The 15,155-nt window shown below is 64.4% G+C and carries 17 protein-coding genes; 6 read left to right on the top strand and 11 right to left on the bottom strand.

Annotated features, from left to right (window positions below; all coding sequences use genetic code 11):
- Nucleotides 1–43: 43 nt before the first annotated feature.
- Together P9236_RS13000 and ureC are read right to left on the bottom strand one after the other, a co-directional pair.
- The gene (locus P9236_RS13000; protein ID WP_278075025.1) at nt 44–637 is read right to left on the bottom strand and encodes a hypothetical protein; all 594 of its coding nucleotides are present in this window, start codon (nt 635–637) and stop codon (nt 44–46) included.
- 93 nt (nt 638–730) lie between these two features.
- The gene (gene ureC / locus P9236_RS12995; RefSeq protein WP_278075294.1) at nt 731–2,446 is read right to left on the bottom strand and encodes an urease subunit alpha; all 1,716 of its coding nucleotides are present in this window, start codon (nt 2,444–2,446) and stop codon (nt 731–733) included.
- Between the two features lie 188 nt (nt 2,447–2,634).
- Here ureC and P9236_RS12990 point away from each other — a divergent pair, with 188 nt between their 5' ends.
- Both P9236_RS12990 and P9236_RS12985 read left to right on the top strand, forming a co-directional pair.
- Nucleotides 2,635–3,000 (top strand): hypothetical protein, encoded by a 366-nt coding sequence (locus P9236_RS12990; RefSeq protein WP_278075024.1) that lies wholly within the window; start codon nt 2,635–2,637, stop codon nt 2,998–3,000.
- Between the two features lie 240 nt (nt 3,001–3,240).
- On the top strand, nt 3,241–3,684 hold the full coding sequence (locus P9236_RS12985) for a hypothetical protein (RefSeq protein WP_278075023.1): 444 nt from the start codon (nt 3,241–3,243) through the stop codon (nt 3,682–3,684).
- 20 nt (nt 3,685–3,704) lie between these two features.
- Here the strand turns inward: P9236_RS12985 and P9236_RS12980 are convergent, their stop codons facing one another.
- The 4 genes from P9236_RS12980 to P9236_RS12965 form a co-directional block, all read right to left on the bottom strand.
- Complete coding sequence (locus P9236_RS12980) at nt 3,705–4,010, bottom strand: urease subunit beta (protein WP_278075022.1); 306 nt, start codon at nt 4,008–4,010, stop codon at nt 3,705–3,707.
- Nucleotides 4,011–4,202: 192 nt separating this feature from the next.
- Nucleotides 4,203–4,457, bottom strand: a complete 255-nt coding sequence (locus P9236_RS12975; protein ID WP_278075021.1) for a DUF1272 domain-containing protein — start codon at nt 4,455–4,457, stop codon at nt 4,203–4,205.
- A gap of 10 nt (nt 4,458–4,467) precedes the next feature.
- The gene (locus P9236_RS12970; protein WP_059188709.1) at nt 4,468–4,770 is read right to left on the bottom strand and encodes an urease subunit gamma; all 303 of its coding nucleotides are present in this window, start codon (nt 4,768–4,770) and stop codon (nt 4,468–4,470) included.
- 27 nt (nt 4,771–4,797) lie between these two features.
- Nucleotides 4,798–5,655 (bottom strand): urease accessory protein UreD, encoded by an 858-nt coding sequence (locus P9236_RS12965; RefSeq protein WP_278075020.1) that lies wholly within the window; start codon nt 5,653–5,655, stop codon nt 4,798–4,800.
- A gap of 195 nt (nt 5,656–5,850) precedes the next feature.
- Here P9236_RS12965 and P9236_RS12960 point away from each other — a divergent pair, with 195 nt between their 5' ends.
- The 3 genes from P9236_RS12960 (at nt 5,851) to P9236_RS12950 (ending at nt 8,191) form a co-directional block, all read left to right on the top strand.
- Nucleotides 5,851–6,105, top strand: coding sequence for an acyl carrier protein (locus P9236_RS12960; RefSeq protein ID WP_278075019.1), 255 nt, complete (start codon nt 5,851–5,853; stop codon nt 6,103–6,105).
- Between the two features lie 4 nt (nt 6,106–6,109).
- Complete coding sequence (locus P9236_RS12955; protein WP_278075018.1) at nt 6,110–7,318, top strand: beta-ketoacyl-[acyl-carrier-protein] synthase family protein; 1,209 nt, start codon at nt 6,110–6,112, stop codon at nt 7,316–7,318.
- 168 nt (nt 7,319–7,486) lie between these two features.
- A complete protein-coding gene (locus tag P9236_RS12950) occupies nt 7,487–8,191 on the top strand; it encodes a glutathione binding-like protein (RefSeq protein ID WP_278075017.1) in 705 nt (234 codons plus the stop codon).
- Nucleotides 8,192–8,207: 16 nt separating this feature from the next.
- Here P9236_RS12950 and P9236_RS12945 read toward each other — a convergent pair whose 3' ends face one another.
- The 4 genes from P9236_RS12945 to P9236_RS12930 form a co-directional block, all read right to left on the bottom strand.
- Nucleotides 8,208–8,531 carry a hypothetical protein gene (locus tag P9236_RS12945; protein WP_278075016.1) on the bottom strand — a complete coding sequence of 108 codons (324 nt, stop codon included), beginning with the start codon at nt 8,529–8,531 and terminating at the stop codon, nt 8,208–8,210.
- A gap of 150 nt (nt 8,532–8,681) precedes the next feature.
- On the bottom strand, nt 8,682–9,293 hold the full coding sequence (locus P9236_RS12940) for a nucleoside triphosphate hydrolase (protein ID WP_278075015.1): 612 nt from the start codon (nt 9,291–9,293) through the stop codon (nt 8,682–8,684).
- Nucleotides 9,294–9,630: 337 nt separating this feature from the next.
- Nucleotides 9,631–10,740, bottom strand: coding sequence for a hypothetical protein (locus P9236_RS12935; protein ID WP_278075014.1), 1,110 nt, complete (start codon nt 10,738–10,740; stop codon nt 9,631–9,633).
- A gap of 227 nt (nt 10,741–10,967) precedes the next feature.
- Nucleotides 10,968–12,776 carry a methyl-accepting chemotaxis protein gene (locus tag P9236_RS12930; RefSeq protein WP_278075013.1) on the bottom strand — a complete coding sequence of 603 codons (1,809 nt, stop codon included), beginning with the start codon at nt 12,774–12,776 and terminating at the stop codon, nt 10,968–10,970.
- Nucleotides 12,777–13,186: 410 nt separating this feature from the next.
- On the opposite strand from P9236_RS12930, the gene P9236_RS12925 reads away from it, so the two are divergent.
- On the top strand, nt 13,187–14,242 hold the full coding sequence (locus tag P9236_RS12925) for a D-alanyl-D-alanine carboxypeptidase family protein (RefSeq protein ID WP_278075012.1): 1,056 nt from the start codon (nt 13,187–13,189) through the stop codon (nt 14,240–14,242).
- A 68-nt stretch (nt 14,243–14,310) separates the two neighbouring features.
- Here P9236_RS12925 and P9236_RS12920 read toward each other — a convergent pair whose 3' ends face one another.
- Nucleotides 14,311–14,760 (bottom strand): universal stress protein, encoded by a 450-nt coding sequence (locus P9236_RS12920; RefSeq protein ID WP_278075011.1) that lies wholly within the window; start codon nt 14,758–14,760, stop codon nt 14,311–14,313.
- Nucleotides 14,761–15,155: the final 395 nt, after the last annotated feature.

Below are 15,155 nucleotides of genomic sequence, written 5' to 3'. Positions count from 1 at the left end.
TTCCTCGACCCTAAACTATCCCACCCGTTGGCCCAATGCCGCCTCAGACGATGGTGTCGAAGAGCCGCAGGATGAAGGATATCTGGTAGATCAGGGCCGCCGCGACGAAGGCGATGTGGAAGCGGCGGTCGCGCACCAGGATCGCGACAAGGCAAAGCGCCGCGAATACCGGCGTGCGGATCAGATATTCGTTGCCGAACCGGGCGAAATGCTCCGGGCCCTTGAGCAGCGTGTCGATGATATCGAGCAGATAAGTTGCGCCGAGCAGGCCGAAGAACCAGGCGCGCCGCGAATAGAAATAGTCCTCGTAGCTGGTGTAATCGAGCATCGAATCCGGAAACAGCAGCGCGCAAAGCAGGAAGAGCGTGATGGCGTAGAAGATGATGAAAAGGTACTTGCCGAAGGTCCACGACTGGATGGCGTAGAGGCCGAACTCCCACCACCAGAAATGCACCAGCATCAACAGCACCGAGCCGACCCAGGCGAGATGCACCGCATAGAGCCGGTACTGGCCGGGATGCTGGACGATGCGGGCGACCCCCGACAGCAATCTGGTGACGCCGAGGCCGATCACCATGCCCATGACGATACGGATGTGCGGAAAAATGTCGTGGGGAGAGGCGATTTCGGTGGGCATGGTTGTCCGCTATGCAGTTGCTCAACCGCATAGTGCAGGGTCCACACTCCAGCCGCAACGGAATTTGCCCGCTCACCGGAAAGCGCAATCGGCCTAAAACAGAAAATACCGCTGCGCCATCGGCAGCACCGTCGCAGGCTCGCAGGTCAGGAGCTCGCCATCGGCGCGCACCTCATAGGTCTCCGGATCGACCTCGACATGCGGCGTGGCGTCGTTGAGCACCATGGAGTGCTTGCCGATGCCGCCGCGCGTGTTTTCCACCGCGACCATCGCCTTGTCGACACCGAGTTTCTCCTGCAGGCCGGCCTCGAAGGCGGCCTTGGAGACGAAGGTCACCGACGAGTTGGTCAGCGCCTTGCCATAGGCGCCGAACATCGGCCGGTAGTGCATCGGCTGCGGCGTCGGGATCGAGGCGTTGGGATCGCCCATCGGGGCGGCGGCGATAGTGCCGCCGACCAGCACCATCTCCGGCTTGACGCCGAAGAAGGCCGGGTTCCACAGCACCAGATCGGCGCGCTTTCCCACCGTCACCGAGCCGATCTCTTTCGACAGGCCATGCGCGATCGCCGGGTTGATCGTGTATTTGGCGATGTAGCGGCGGACGCGGAAATTGTCGTTGTCGCCGGTCTCCTGCGGCAATGATCCGCGCTGTCGCTTCATCTTGTCGGCGGTCTGCCAGCAGCGGATCGCGACCTCGCCGACGCGGCCCATGGCCTGGCTGTCGGAGGAGATGATCGAGAAGGCGCCGATATCGTGCAGGATGTCCTCGGCCGCGATCGTCTCCTTGCGGATGCGGCTTTCGGCAAAGGCGATGTCCTCGGGGATCGACGGCGACAGATGATGGCAGACCATCAGCATGTCGAGATGCTCGGCCAGCGTGTTGACGGTGTAGGGCCTGGTCGGATTGGTTGAGGACGGGATGACGTTGGGCAGGCCGCAGACCTTGATGATGTCGGGCGCGTGGCCGCCGCCGGCGCCTTCGGTGTGGAAGGCGTGTATCGTGCGACCCTTGATCGCGGCGACCGTGTTCTCGACGAAGCCCGATTCGTTCAGCGTGTCGGTGTGGATCATCACCTGCACGTCGTAGGCGTCGGCGACCGACAGGCAGCAGTCGATCGCGGCCGGCGTCGTGCCCCAATCCTCATGCAGCTTCAGCGAGCAGGCGCCGGCGAGCACCATCTCTTCCAGCGCGGCGGGCCGCGACGCATTGCCCTTGCCGGACAGGCCGATATTCATCGGAAAAGCATCGAAGGACTGGATCATGCGCGCCATGTGCCAGGGGCCGGGAGTGCACGTAGTGGCCAAGGTGCCATGCGCCGGACCGGTGCCGCCGCCCAGCATCGTGGTGATGCCGCTCATCAGCGCTTCCTCGATCTGCTGCGGGCAAATGAAATGGATATGCGCGTCGAAGCCGCCGGCCGTCAGGATCTTGCCTTCGCCGGCGATGATCTCGGTCCCCGGTCCGATGATGATGGTGACGCCGTCTTGCGTATCCGGGTTGCCGGCCTTGCCGACCGCAGCGATGCGGCCGTCCTTCAGGCCGATATCGGCCTTGATGATGCCTGCAAGCGCGTCAACCACCAGCGCATTGGTGATCACGGTGTCTACCGCGCCCTGCGCCCTCGGGACCTGGCTCTGGCCCATGCCGTCGCGAATCACCTTGCCGCCGCCGAACTTCACCTCCTCGCCATGGACGGTGAAATCCTTCTCGACCTCGATGAAGAGCTCGGTGTCGGCCAGCCGCACCTTGTCGCCGACCGTCGGGCCATACATCTGCGCATAGGCGGCACGGGTGATTTTGGCCATCAGCGATTGCTCCCGAAAGTGAGGTTGCCGAAAAAGTTGATCGGGCCTGGTGCGCACATTGTCGCCATCCAATGGTCACGCAATGACCCACTCAGCGACACTTTGCGTTCCCATTTGGGCGCTCCCATCTGGCGGTCGAGGTGGGCGGGACCACTCCGAAGCCGTTTGCCAAACCGATGGAAGGAATATCCATGCGCAAGACGATCGTTTTCGCCGCCGCCGCCACCTTGATGCTGGCGGGTGCGGCCAGTGCTCAGCAGCAGCCCGCGCCGCAGCCGAGCCCGGCGCCGGCCGCGCCTGCACCCGCCAAGCCACCGACGATCGAGAGCGTCAGCATCGTCGACATCACCGAACTGCCCAAGGACACGCAGACGCAGGTCAACCAGATCGTGGCGCAACGTGGCGACGCCGGCCTGCAGACATTGCGCAAATCGATCGACGCGACGCCGAAGGTGAAATCCGCGCTCGAAGCCAAGGGCATGAGTTCGGCGCAGGTGATTGCCGCCAGCCTGCAGCCCAATGGCGCGCTGACCCTGATCACCAAAAAGGCAAGCTGACCGAGAGCGATTCCAGGAAAAGTGTGTAGCGGTCCTCCGTCCAGAATCGCGTAAAAGCAGGGTCCTGGAAAAGTCGTCTGGCAAACGCTGGCGGGCCGGTTTCAGGCTTGCCGGCGCAAGGTCCGAGGGAACCTGTGGCCAGCAAGAGTCGTTTCGCTCTTTTCGCCTCACCGGAAATTCAGTCAGGAGCGAGCGATGAAGGGCCGCGTCCAAATAGCGTTTCCAGCTATGGCGGCGGCCATGCTTCTCACAGCCGCCATGCCGCGCGCCGCTTTCCCGGCGCAGCCGCTGGACAACACCAAGCCGGGCGCGGCGATCGTCGATTCCGACATTCGGCAGGAAGAGACGCTGTCGAAGACGGAAGCCGGCAAGGTCATCACCGCCATAGACCGCACACGTGAGAACATCGGCACGGTGCGCAAAACGACCAAGCTCGACACCGTCGATATCGTCTTCCTGACGGATGCCGCTCGCAGCGAGGGCGGACCGCCGCCGGCGATCGAGAACAAGGTGAAGCAGCATCAGGACGACGTGACGGAGCTGCGGCAGGAGATCGAAGCGAACGCGCTGCTCTTCAATGCCATCGATTCGCGACGCGTGCTCGCCGACGACGTGCTCGCCGTGGAATTCGACAATCCCGGCAAGATCGTCATCTACGCGGCCGCCAAGCCTCCGCCGAAGTGAGTTGAGCGCGCCGCCGGACCTCACAGCTTGCCCATCACCTTCTGCTGGAACCCATAGACCTCGCGCTTGCCGCCGAGCGGCACCAGCGTGACGTCGCGCTCCTGTCCGGGCTCGAAGCGCATGGCGGTGCCGGCGGCGATGTCCAGACGCATGCCGCGGGCGCGTTCGCGTTCGAATTTCAGCCCTTCGTTGGTCTCGAAGAAATGATAGTGGCTGCCGACCTGGATCGGACGATCGCCGCTGTTGGCGACCTTGAGCGTCACCGTCGGCAGACCTTTGTTCAGCTCGATCTCGTCTTTTGCCGTGATCACTTCGCCGGGGATCATCGCGCCCTCACAGCATGCCGAGGGCAAGGCCGACGCCGACATGGGCATGGGCGGGCATTGCGGCGGCCAGGAACAGGAGGGCGGCGAGCGTGGCGCGTTTCGTCGAAGCCGAGATCATGGGTTTGCCTTCTAATATGTTTTCTTGCATGTCGTTTACCCAATAATCGCTGCACACTTTTGAGCAGCAAGGGGTCACGCCGCCTTGCGGGGGCCGCAGCCCTCGGTCTTGAGCACACGTTTGGTCGAGGCCGGATACTTCTTCAGCATTGCCGCCGGCCGGATCGGCCGCGGCGCAAAATTGCCGCCGCAGTTCGGGCAGACGCCGCCGAGCACATCTTCCGCGCAGTCGGCGCAGAAGGTGCATTCGAAGGTGCAAATCCGCGCATCGACAGCCTCCGGCGGCAGGTCCTTATCGCAGCATTCGCAATTAGGCCTCAGTTCCAGCATCGGTTCCTCCTCACCTGATCGGCTCGTGCACGGTCACCAGCTTGGTGCCGTCGGGAAACGTCGCCTCGACCTGGACGTCGTGGATCATCTCGGCAATGCCGTCCATGACCTGGGCGCGGGTGACGACATGCGCACCGGCCTCCATCAGCTCGGCCACCGAGCGGCCGTCGCGGGCGCCCTCGACGACGAAGTCGGTGATCAGCGCGATCGCCTCGGGGTGGTTGAGCTTGACGCCGCGCTCCAGCCGCTTGCGCGCCACTATCGCCGCCATGGCGATCAGCAGCTTGTCCTTTTCACGCGGCGTGAGATTCATGCGTCTTCCCAGTATTCGAGATCAAACTCAGAGTGACCATAATTTGGGCAGGCCCGCTCGTCCGTTGAGCAATTCGACGAGCGGAACCAGCCGCTGGCGGAGCTGGTAGCCGTCGCCGGCGGTGAGCCTCGCAAGAAGCTTGCCAGATTGCCCGACGCTCCAGAAGCTGGCGCCGCTCCAGCCACCGACGTGGGGATCCCCGATGATCGCGCGCGCCGGCTCCAGCAGGGTTTCCGCACGCGGGGCCACGAGAAGCACCGTTGCAATCGCGCGCGCGCCGCCGGCCACCGCCCGATGCTGGAGCCTGGCCGCGATATCCGGGCCGATGCGAAAATCCTCGGCATGGATGAGCCGGCCGTTCTGGTGGACGCGCCAGCGATCGTGGAAATTGCCCAGAAGCGTCCGTTCGCCCATCGCCAGACGGCCGAACAGCGTCGCCTCCAAAAGCAGCGCTTCGGCATCCGCCGCAAGCTTCACATCGAGCGTCCTTGCAAAAGCCGCCTGGTCGAAAACGATCGTTTCCTGCGGCAGCCAGGCGATTTGGCCGCCGGCGCCGACATCGAGCCTGACTGTCGTCTCGGCGCGATCCGATGCGGCGCGATAGATCTTCTCGCAGGCCTGTGTGGTGATGGAGGCCGCGGCGCCCTCGCCGACCTCGATAGACCAGCCAAGCCGATCGCCGCCGGTCAATCCGCCGGCCGTATTGATCAGCACGGCCTCGAGCGGGTCGCCTTGCACCGCCGGCATGCGAATCTTGGCCGATCCGTCCTGGTAGAGGCGTTGAAGGCGGGTCCGGCCGCCGCTCTTGCCGCAGAAAAGCCTGCCTCGCCCGGCAACACGTTGCGCGGCGGGCGGGGAAACCAGGGTATCGTCGATCGTGTCCACGGCCCCAACGTTAAGCACTCCGGTGGCTTTGTCGATATATAGCTTGTTGCTTGACATCGTTTCGGTTTCTATAGAGGGAGCCACCTTGGAGCGGTCACGCGATGCCTGGCGAGGTAGGGGCGACGGCGTTTGTGAATCCGGGGACGAAGGGGCGCTGATCAGTTGGCGTCGGAAAACGACAGGGGAAGGAACCGAATGGCTGACCAACTGACGAGCGAAATCATCGAAAAGATCAAGGCGCATGCCGAGACTGGCGGTGAGGAAATCACCACCAGCACCGATCTCAACACGCTTGGTATCCACTCGCTGGAGCTGACCGAGATCATCTTCGACCTCGAGGAGAAGTACGGCATCGAGATCGAGATGAACACGGTCGACGCCTGGAGCAATCTCAAGAACGTCGGCGACATGGTCGAGGCGGTTCGCGAATTGATCGCGAAAAAAGCCTGATTGCATGCTGAAGCGCGTCGTCATCACCGGCATTGGCGGAATATGCGGGCTCGGCAACGATGTGCCGGCGATCTGGGACGCCATGCGCGCCGGCCGCTCGGCAATCGGCCCGATCGAGAACCCGTCCCTGCATGACCTCAAGGTCAAGGTCGGCTGCGAAATCAAGGAGTTGCCCGATCACGGCATCGACCGCAGGCAAGTGGTGTCGATGGACCGCTTCAGCCTGCTGGCGGTGATCGCGGCGCGGGAGGCGATGCGGCAGTCCGGGCTCACCGCGCATGCCGACAACACCTACCGGATGGGCGCAACCGTGGGCATCGGCGTCTGCGGCTTCGAAACGATCGAGGAAAATTACCGCGCCATCCTTCTCGAAGGGCGCAACCGCGCCGCCATCTTCACCGTGCCGAAAGTCATGCCGGGCGCCGCAGCCGGCCAGGTCAGCATGAATCTCGGCCTGCGCGGCCCGGTGTTCGGCGTCACCTCCGCCTGCTCTTCGGCCAACCATGCGATCGCCTCGGCCGTCGACCACATCCGGCTCGGGCGCGCCGACGTCATGGTCGCCGGCGGCACCGAAGCGCCGCTGGTATGGGGCGTGCTCAAGGGCTGGGAAGCGCTGAGGGTGCTTTCGCCCGACACCTGCCGGCCGTTCTCGGCCGACCGCCAGGGCCTGTCGCTCGGCGAAGGCGCCGGCATGGCGGTGCTGGAAAGCTATGACCACGCCACGGCGCGCGGCGCCACCATCCTCGCCGAGATCGCCGGCGCGGGCCTCTCGGCCGATGCCTCCGATATCGTAGCGCCGACGGTCGAGGGGCCGGAAGCGGCGATGCGCTTCTGCCTGGTGGATGCGGGGCTCAACCCCGAGGATGTCGACTATCTCAACGCGCATGGCACCGGCACCAAGGCCAACGACCAGATCGAGACCGCGGCGATCAAGCGCGTCTTCGGCGAGCATGCGAGCGCGCTCTCGGTCTCCTCGACCAAGTCGATGCATGCGCATTGCCTCGGTGCGTCGGGCGGGCTGGAGATGATCGCCTGCGTCATGGCGATCCGCGACGGCGTCGTGCCGCCGACAGCGAATTTCCGCGAGCCCGACCCCGAATGCGATCTCGACGTGACGCCGAACGTGGCGCGGGAGCGCAAGGTGCGCACGGCGCTGAGCAACAGTTTCGCCTTCGGCGGGACCAATGCGGTGCTGGCGTTCAAGGCGATCTGACACGAATACCCGCCATCCGCCGGAAACGCTTCTGGCCTCACGGGAATGCTTTGATGCTCCCGTGCACGGCGAGTCGATTGCCGGCATATTGATCCCGACGGGTCAGGGTCCTAATTCTTGCCGACCTGCCAAGCAGCCATTCGGCGCCAATCCGCATCCGGAGCCACGATGACCGACCTGTCCGCCTTTCCGATCACCAAGCGCTGGCCGGCCAGGCATCCGGACCTTCTGCAGCTCTACTCCTCGACCACGCCCAACGGCGTGAAGATCTCGATCGCGCTGGAGGAGATCGGCCTGTCCTACGAGCCGCACTATGTCGACATCGGCAAGAACGAGAGCTGGACGCCGGAATTCCTGTCGCTCAACCCGAACGGCAAGATACCGGCGATCATCGACCCGAACGGGCCCGACGGAAAGCCGATCGGGCTGTTCGAATCCGGCGCCATCCTGCTCTACCTCAGCGACAAGACCGGCAAGCTCATCCCGGCCGACCCCATCCTGCGCTATGAGACGATCCAGTGGGTGTTCTTCCAGATGGCGGCGATCGGCCCGATCTTCGGGCAGGTCGGCTTCTTCAACAAATTCGCCGGGCGCGAGATCGCCGACAAGCGGCCGTTGGAACGTTACCGCGACGAGTCGCGGCGACTGATCGGCGTTTTGGAAACGCGGCTGAAGGGCCGGCAATGGATCATGGGTGACGAATACACCATCGCCGACGTCTCGATGCTTGGCTGGGTGCGCAACCTGATCGGCTTCTACGAAGCGCGCGAGCTCGTCGGCTTCGACGATTTCCCGACCGTCGCGGCATGGCTGGAGCGCGGCCTTGCGCGACCAGCGGTGCAAAGGGGCCTCACCATCCCGGCGAGGGGCTGAACGCGTTCTATTGGCCTTATTTGTTCTTGGCTTTGGCTCCGCCCCGGCCGAGCACGGAAGCGGCAAGCCGGGCGGTGGCCACCACCGCGCCGGTCGCGACGCTTGCGACGGTACGGATCGGACCTGACTTCGCCGCCGGCTTATGCGGCTTCACGGCCTTTGCGGCGGTCTTGTGCGCCACGCCGGGCACGACTTGCTTGGGCGCTGCCTTGCCGAATGTCGGCTTGGCATCCCTGGAGCGCTCGCTCGTCGCCGGGGCAGCACCGCCCTTGGCTTGCGTTGCCCTGGATTGATTGGCCCTGTTTCTGGCAGGCGCGGGTTTTCTGGTCTTGGTTGCCATGGCACGGTTCCCTGTTATTCGCGCAAGTCCGGCCGGAAAACCGTTATACACTTTTCCTGGAATTGCCTCGGCGCCGGACAATTGGGAGTACGGCCATAACGACTTGTAAGTCTTAAGGTTCCCGCCAAAATATAGTGAAAATTGAGCAGGTTAACCAATTACCAGATCGGCTTCCCGGCGCCTGGCCAGCACGCGCTCGATGTTGGGCATGTCGTTGGAGGCGATCCAGGCGCGGGCGTCCTCGTCGGACTTGCCATGGCCGCGCCAACGCTCCATCAGGCGGCGCTCGAGCTCGCCCCGCGGCACATCGACGAAGATGGTGAAGTCGAACAGGGGCGCCAGTCGCGACCACGGCTCCTCATCAAGGAGGAGATAATTCCCCTCCACCAAGATGAACTTGGTGTCCGCGGAAATGATCTCGGCCGCCGCGCGCGACAATTCCATGCTGCGGTCGAAGACCGGAATGGCAATGTCCGGCTCGCCGGAGCGGATACGCTTCAAAAGCGTCTCGAAGCCGGCAAAATCGAAGGTTTCCGGCGCGCCCTTGCGCGAACGCAAACCGCGGCGGTTGAGCACGATGTCGTCATAGTGGAAGCCGTCCATCGGCACGACTTCGGACGTGCCCTCGGGCAGCAGCTCATGCAGCCGGCCCGATATGGTCGACTTGCCGGCTCCCGGTGGGCCGGCAATGGCGACGACAAAACGCTTGGCTTTGCCGGCGCGCTTGAAGATGGCGGCAGTGATATGGGCCAGGTCAGACATCGGCGCCTCTTCGTTAGCGACTGCGGGCTGCATCTTGGCGGCTGCCGGCGGAAATTTCAAACCCGCTTCTTTTGTGACGGGTCAAACGCTCATGAGGTCAGTGCGCACCTTCGAGATTAGCCGCAGCGCCCGTTCCATTGTCCTATGGCGGAGCAAGGAGCGAAGCGACGCGGCGCAGACCATAGGATCATTCCGTGACTCCCAAGCGTTGCAGCGGTTCAGAATTCTGCGCCGTTGGGCTCTTCGGCAATGTCATGGCATGGATTCCAGGGTCTCCGCGACGGAGCTTCGCTCCTGCTTCGCCCTGGAATGACGAACTCGGGGCTGTCCCGAACACTCAGGCTGGCACAGAGCGGCCGATACGCAGGAATTCGCTGTCAAAGGCGATACCCCTCGCCGAACCGTCTGTCGCCACAAGACGCAAGCGCCCATCCGCGGATTCGAGGTCCACTGGCGGCTCGGCATCGGCGAACGGAACCGAGCCTATGACGTGGCGGAAGGAGACGCTCCGCCCTTCGGTCAATTCGAAGGCCGTCGCCACGCCTTCTTGCTTCAGCCAGTTGTCGCCGAGCGAGGCGGCATGGCCGACCGCGGCGCGGCCGTCCTCGATGCCGAGCACGCCGACATGGCGGCCGCTCCAGGGCGCGTAGTCACGCCCGCCATTGCTGACCCACAGCATGGTGACCGGCAGTTCGGCCGGATTCTTCAGCACCAGCACCAGATCCTGCTCGGCGCGGCGGGCCAGCGCCGTCCAGCCCAGCCCGCCGTGATCGGCCTCGACCAGGGTGATGAAATCCTCGCGCCGGTCCTCCATGCGGTAGTCGGCGAGATCGGCGGTGCCGCCAGCGGCCAGGGGAAAATGCGCGAGATCGGTGGCGCGGGCGGGATAGGCCATGCGAAACCGGCCGCGCGCCGGATCGGGCTCCAGCGGTGTGGGCGGGGTGACAGCCAGGCGCTTCGGCGAGAAGGCGAGCCGTCCGCCGCCCCGCATCGCCGTCATCGGATGATGGGCGACGGAAATCGCGCCGGAGCCGCCGGAAAAGACGTGTTCCTGGTAGAGGAAGGGATGGCCGTCGCGCAGCGTGAAGATCTTGTCGACGGCGGCGCCCATCACCTTGCGGCGCAGCCGGAAGACGGCGCGCCGGCCGCCGGCAATGGCGCCGTTGTCGACGACATCCCATTCGCTGTTCGCCGTCCAGCCATGCAGGGGCGCTTCCTCGACATCGCTGGTGGAAAACGGCGCGCAGAGGAAATCGCCCGACAGACGAACCGTGCCTGCGGGGAGATTCTGCGGCATGCTCTCGCGCGACGAGCCGACCCAGGGCGCGCGGTGGAGCGGCTTCAGGACGCGGCCGCCTTCGGCTTCGATCTCCATGGCGGCGATATGGCCGACGGCGAGATCGAGCGAGACGGAAATGCCCTTTGCGGTGATGGTGACTGTTTCCATTGATCCTGCCTCCCCCGAATCTTCGAGGCGGCAGCAAAGCCTGTCCGGTGCCGTTCGCGCAAGCGGGGCCATAGGCAATTTGCATCAGCTCCCCACCCCCTCCCCCTGTTTGGACCGGGGACATCGCGAACAGGGTGTGCGAGGACATCGCGAACAGTTTTGCGCGTTTTGCGCGAAGGGGTTCGGGATGTCCCCGGTCCAAACAGGGGGAGGGTGGGAGGAGCCCCCTACTGCCTCTTATACTCCCTGACCGGCGACTTCGTGCCGTCGGTATAAGTCACCTGCACCGCCATCGACTTCACGTCGTCCTTCACCTTGAAATAGGGCTGGTAGTCCGATGGGATGGCGTAAGGATCCTTGGCGTCGCAGGGCGGCATCCTGATCTGATTGTCGAGCGCGGTGCCGTTCAGGCTGTAACGCACCTCCTTGATGGCGCAGCGGAAGGACAGCATCTGGGTGAAATAGACCAGGCCATGGTTGCCGCCGGCGTCGAAGGCGATCCATGACGTCCAGAACTGGTCGAGGATCTGCTTGTTGCCCTGCTGGAGTGCCGAATCCGGATCGAAGCGGATATCGAATGGGCCGGTCTCGCGGCCCCTGATGTCGAGATATTTTATGCCGATATTGGTGGCGGCGGCGCTGTCGGGCAACTCGAAGCTCGGATTTGGCATCGGCTTGCCGGTGCGCTGGTCGTTCATCGCCATCAGGCCGGTATCGGTGAACGGGCCGCTGTCGCCGAGCCGCCAGGAGATCGCGGTCGCCGGTTCGGGCAGCGAGATCGTCATAGACCAGCCGGCGTTGGAGCGCGTCGGCGTCAGCGTCGGCACGAAGCGCGCCGGGTCGAGCACGTCGCCGAGTGCCGCCAGCCGGCTGCGGCTGCGGTCGAGCCAGTCGGCGAGCTCCCTTTGGTCGACGAAATATTTGAGCAGCCCGCCATCCTTCTCATAGGAGACGAACTTGGTCAGCGCCTGAGCCTCGCTGCGCTTGTCGGCGAGCGCCTGGCTGCCGAGCCGATCCTCCGAAAACTCCTGCGCCAGGAGGAAGTAAGCCGGCGCATAGTCGGGATTGGCCGTGATGAAGGCATTGAGCTTGTCGAGCCGCTGGGCGTCGTCGAACTGCAGGAGATGGACGAGCGTGATCGCCGGCGCCTTGGCCTTTTCGGCAAGCTGGCCGAACACTTCGCGGGCGCCGGCCTTGCCGTCCTCAACTCTCAGCAGCGTGGCGAAGCGCGTATAGGGATCGATGGCGTCGACATCGAAGCCGGCAAAGGCGAGATAGGAACGCCTGGCGTTGAGCATGTCGCCCGCCAGCTCATAGACGCGGGCGTTGTGGTAGAACTCGTCGGGACGCTTGGGATCGGCAATCGCGCCGCCTTGCGCGGCCAATTGGGCAAAGCCCCTGGCGATCGTGTCGATGGAGGCGGCAATCTGCTCGGTCGTCGCCTGCAGCTTTTCGGCCTGAACCTGCTGCTGTTGCTGGCCGGCGGCAAGCGTATCCGCGGTCTGCTTCACCGCTTCCACGGTCTTCTGCGTCTCGGCGCCCTGCGCGGTCTGCTGTTTCTCAGCCTGCGCGATCTGGTCGGTCTTCTGCGCCACCGTGTCGGTGGATTTCTTGACCTGTTCGACGCTCTTCTGCGTTTCGGTGACTGTCTGCTCGATCCTCGCCACCTTCTCAGAGACGATGCCGAGCGACTGCTGGAGCTCGGCCACCGCCGGCACCAGGGTAGCGATGACGCCGTTCTGGGAATTGGTCTCCTGCTGGATACCGTAGACGCCGCCGGCGATCGCCGCGGCGCTTGTTGCGAAGATCAGCGCCGGCATGGCCTTGGCCGCCAGCACGAGCCTCAGCACCATGGCGACGGCGATGATCGCCGCCGCGACCGCCGCGATCAGCGCGATATAGGCGGCGAAGGGCCCGAGCGGATTGAGCACGTCCGACACCGCGCCGCTGACGAAGGCGACGCTGCCCGCCCATTTGCCGGTGCGGCTGAGCGAGGCCCTGAGCAGCGAGGTCGTGCCCGTGGCGATTTCCGACATGCCGATCCCCCAAATCCAAGCCGGCGCATCATAGCGACAAGGGGGTGGGGATGCAAAAGGCAGCAGTCTGATTTGCCAATGGCCCAGTTGGGCGCTGCCTCTTATCGCCCTGCCGGGCACTTCTCCCGTATCGAGGCGGAGAGAAGGGGGGCTGGCCGCAACGCCGGCTTTCTTGCTGCAAGGTTTGAGTTTGGCGAAATTGCCGATGAGAACGGCCCTCTCTTTGTCGCTATACGGGGAGAGGATGCCGGCAGGCAGGTGAGGGGCAGCGCCAACTTCGAAAACAAGGCAACCCAGCGCGAAGGGATGTGAAACCTGGGCAAATGCCTTAATGCCGCCGTTAACCAAATGGACGCGGTGGACGCGGTACGGTAGCTTCGCCGCATCTCAGCAACAGCTTAAGAACAATTTTGTCCAGTCCGCGTCCCTTTCTCCTCCTCCAGAAACTGATCGCCGCGCTTGCCTTTCTGGTGCTGGTCGCCGGCTGCACCACCGCGGCGCCGCCGGAAAGCGTGCTCGCCGTCCCGGCGCAGCCGCAGAAATACGCGGCGATCGTGGTCGACGCTTCGACCGGCAAGACGCTGTTCGAGGTGAATTCGACGGCGCAGCGCTATCCGGCCTCGCTCACCAAGATGATGACGCTCTACATGCTGTTCGAGGCGCTGGAGAGCGGCCGGGTGACCAAGGAGACGCAGATCACCGTTTCTCCGCACGCCGCCTCGCAGCCGCCGACGAAACTGCGCTTCAGGCGCGGCGAAACGATCGACGTCGATTCCGCCATCCGCGCCATGGTGGTGAAGTCGGCGAACGACGTGGCGGTAGCTGTCGGCGAATATCTCGGCGGCGGCAGCGAGGACCAGTTCGCCGCCATGATGACCGCCAAGGCGCACCAGCTCGGCATGACCAGCACCAATTTCCGCAACGCCTGCGGCCTGCCCGACGACGGCCAGGTGACGAGCGCGCGCGACATGGCGGTGCTGGGAATAGCGCTCGAGCACCGCTTCCCGCAGCATTTCCACTATTTCTCCGAAAGCGACTTCATGTTCCGCGGCCGGCTGGTGCGCGGCCATAACGACATGCTGGGACGAGTGCACGGCGTCGACGGCATCAAGACCGGTTATATCCGCGCCTCCGGCTACAACATCGTCACTTCCTACAATGCCGACGGCCGGCATCTGATCGTGGTGGTGATGGGCGCTCAAAGCGCGCGCCAGCGCAACGACCATGTCGAAGCGCTGATCCAGCGGAGTCTGGGGCCGATGACGGCGGATGCGCAGCCAAGGCTGATGTATGCCGGGCAGCAGCCGGCTGCTGCCGCGCTTCCCGGTTTGCCGCAGCCAGACTCGGCGCTGCCTGGCCTGTCGCCGCCGACCGCGCCTGCGTCGCCGCTGCCGGGCCAGCCGGCGTCCGATTTGCCATCGCCGGATTTGGCGTCGCCCACTTCGCCGCTGCTGCCGGCGCAATAGAAAGTCGCGGCGGACGGAACGTCCGAGGCGCCGGCGCGAACACGTCGCTAACGCGCTTTTCGAGATGGTTACCTAACCACCAGCACCGGGATCTCCGTCAGCGACACCACTTCCGCCGTCTGACTGCCGAGCACCAGCCGGCCGATGCCGCGGCGGCCGTGCGAGGCCATGACGATGAGGTCGGATGCTTGCGCGCGCGCCGTGTCGAGGATCGCCTCGGCGGGCGCCTTGTTCTCGATATGCAGGACCTTCGCGCGCACGCCGGCCGCATCGGCATCGGCCTTGCACTTGTCCAGCACCTCGCGGGCATATTTGCGCGCGCCTTCCTCGTAATTGGTGAGCTCGTCGGCGGCGACGTATCCGGCCATGGCGCCGCCCCAGGCAAGGGCAGGGAACGGCTCGGAGACGGTGACGAAGGTAACGGCGGCGCCGAGGCCCTTGGCCAGCTCCAGGCCGTGGGCGACGCCCTTGCCGGCGAGCTCCGAGCCGTCGGTGGCGATCAGAATGTGCTTGTACATGATGGCGGTCCCTCTTCTGCGGGGCGACGCGCCCCTGGTGGCGGGAGCCTGATTGGGCATGGAGGCGTCAGGCTTACCTCGATATAGTTTGCCTATCAGGCACGCCACAGGGGCCAACTTGATCCGCATCAAGGCCAGCCGGCGGAGACAATTGCTCCAGCATGGGGATCGGACAATCGCCGACGGCGCTCGCCCTCACCCAAGCCTCCGCTTCGCTCGGCTGACCTCTCCCCGAGGTAGGGCTATCGCATATGAGTGAAGAGGCGGAGCAGATCTTGGTCAGCCCATCGTGCTTTGAGACGTTTGTGGCTGAGAGGGATGGTTTCGGGATCGGCTCTAAGAACATTGAGGGCGAGGCGCCGAAGTATGGCGTGGTTGGCGGCTGTGTTGTTCTT

It is taken from the genome of Mesorhizobium sp. WSM4884, from assembly GCF_029625675.1.
Lineage (GTDB): Bacteria > Pseudomonadota > Alphaproteobacteria > Rhizobiales > Rhizobiaceae > Mesorhizobium.
This window is presented reverse-complemented; position numbering and strand designations above follow the sequence as displayed.

Bases quoted from the DNA above. Each gene is read 5' to 3' on its own strand.
- P9236_RS13000 (WP_278075025.1), bottom strand. From the start codon at position 637: ATGCCCACCGAAATCGCCTCTCCCCACGACATTTTTCCGCACATCCGT.
- P9236_RS12990 (WP_278075024.1), top strand. From the start codon at position 2,635: ATGCGCAAGACGATCGTTTTCGCCGCCGCCGCCACCTTGATGCTGGCG.
- P9236_RS12985 (WP_278075023.1), top strand. From the start codon at position 3,241: ATGCTTCTCACAGCCGCCATGCCGCGCGCCGCTTTCCCGGCGCAGCCG.
- P9236_RS12980 (WP_278075022.1), bottom strand. From the start codon at position 4,010: ATGATCCCCGGCGAAGTGATCACGGCAAAAGACGAGATCGAGCTGAAC.
- P9236_RS12975 (WP_278075021.1), bottom strand. From the start codon at position 4,457: ATGCTGGAACTGAGGCCTAATTGCGAATGCTGCGATAAGGACCTGCCG.
- P9236_RS12970 (WP_059188709.1), bottom strand. From the start codon at position 4,770: ATGAATCTCACGCCGCGTGAAAAGGACAAGCTGCTGATCGCCATGGCG.
- P9236_RS12960 (WP_278075019.1), top strand. From the start codon at position 5,851: ATGGCTGACCAACTGACGAGCGAAATCATCGAAAAGATCAAGGCGCAT.
- P9236_RS12955 (WP_278075018.1), top strand. From the start codon at position 6,110: ATGCTGAAGCGCGTCGTCATCACCGGCATTGGCGGAATATGCGGGCTC.
- P9236_RS12950 (WP_278075017.1), top strand. From the start codon at position 7,487: ATGACCGACCTGTCCGCCTTTCCGATCACCAAGCGCTGGCCGGCCAGG.
- P9236_RS12945 (WP_278075016.1), bottom strand. From the start codon at position 8,531: ATGGCAACCAAGACCAGAAAACCCGCGCCTGCCAGAAACAGGGCCAAT.
- P9236_RS12940 (WP_278075015.1), bottom strand. From the start codon at position 9,293: ATGTCTGACCTGGCCCATATCACTGCCGCCATCTTCAAGCGCGCCGGC.
- P9236_RS12935 (WP_278075014.1), bottom strand. From the start codon at position 10,740: ATGGAAACAGTCACCATCACCGCAAAGGGCATTTCCGTCTCGCTCGAT.
- P9236_RS12930 (WP_278075013.1), bottom strand. From the start codon at position 12,776: ATGTCGGAAATCGCCACGGGCACGACCTCGCTGCTCAGGGCCTCGCTC.
- P9236_RS12920 (WP_278075011.1), bottom strand. From the start codon at position 14,760: ATGTACAAGCACATTCTGATCGCCACCGACGGCTCGGAGCTCGCCGGC.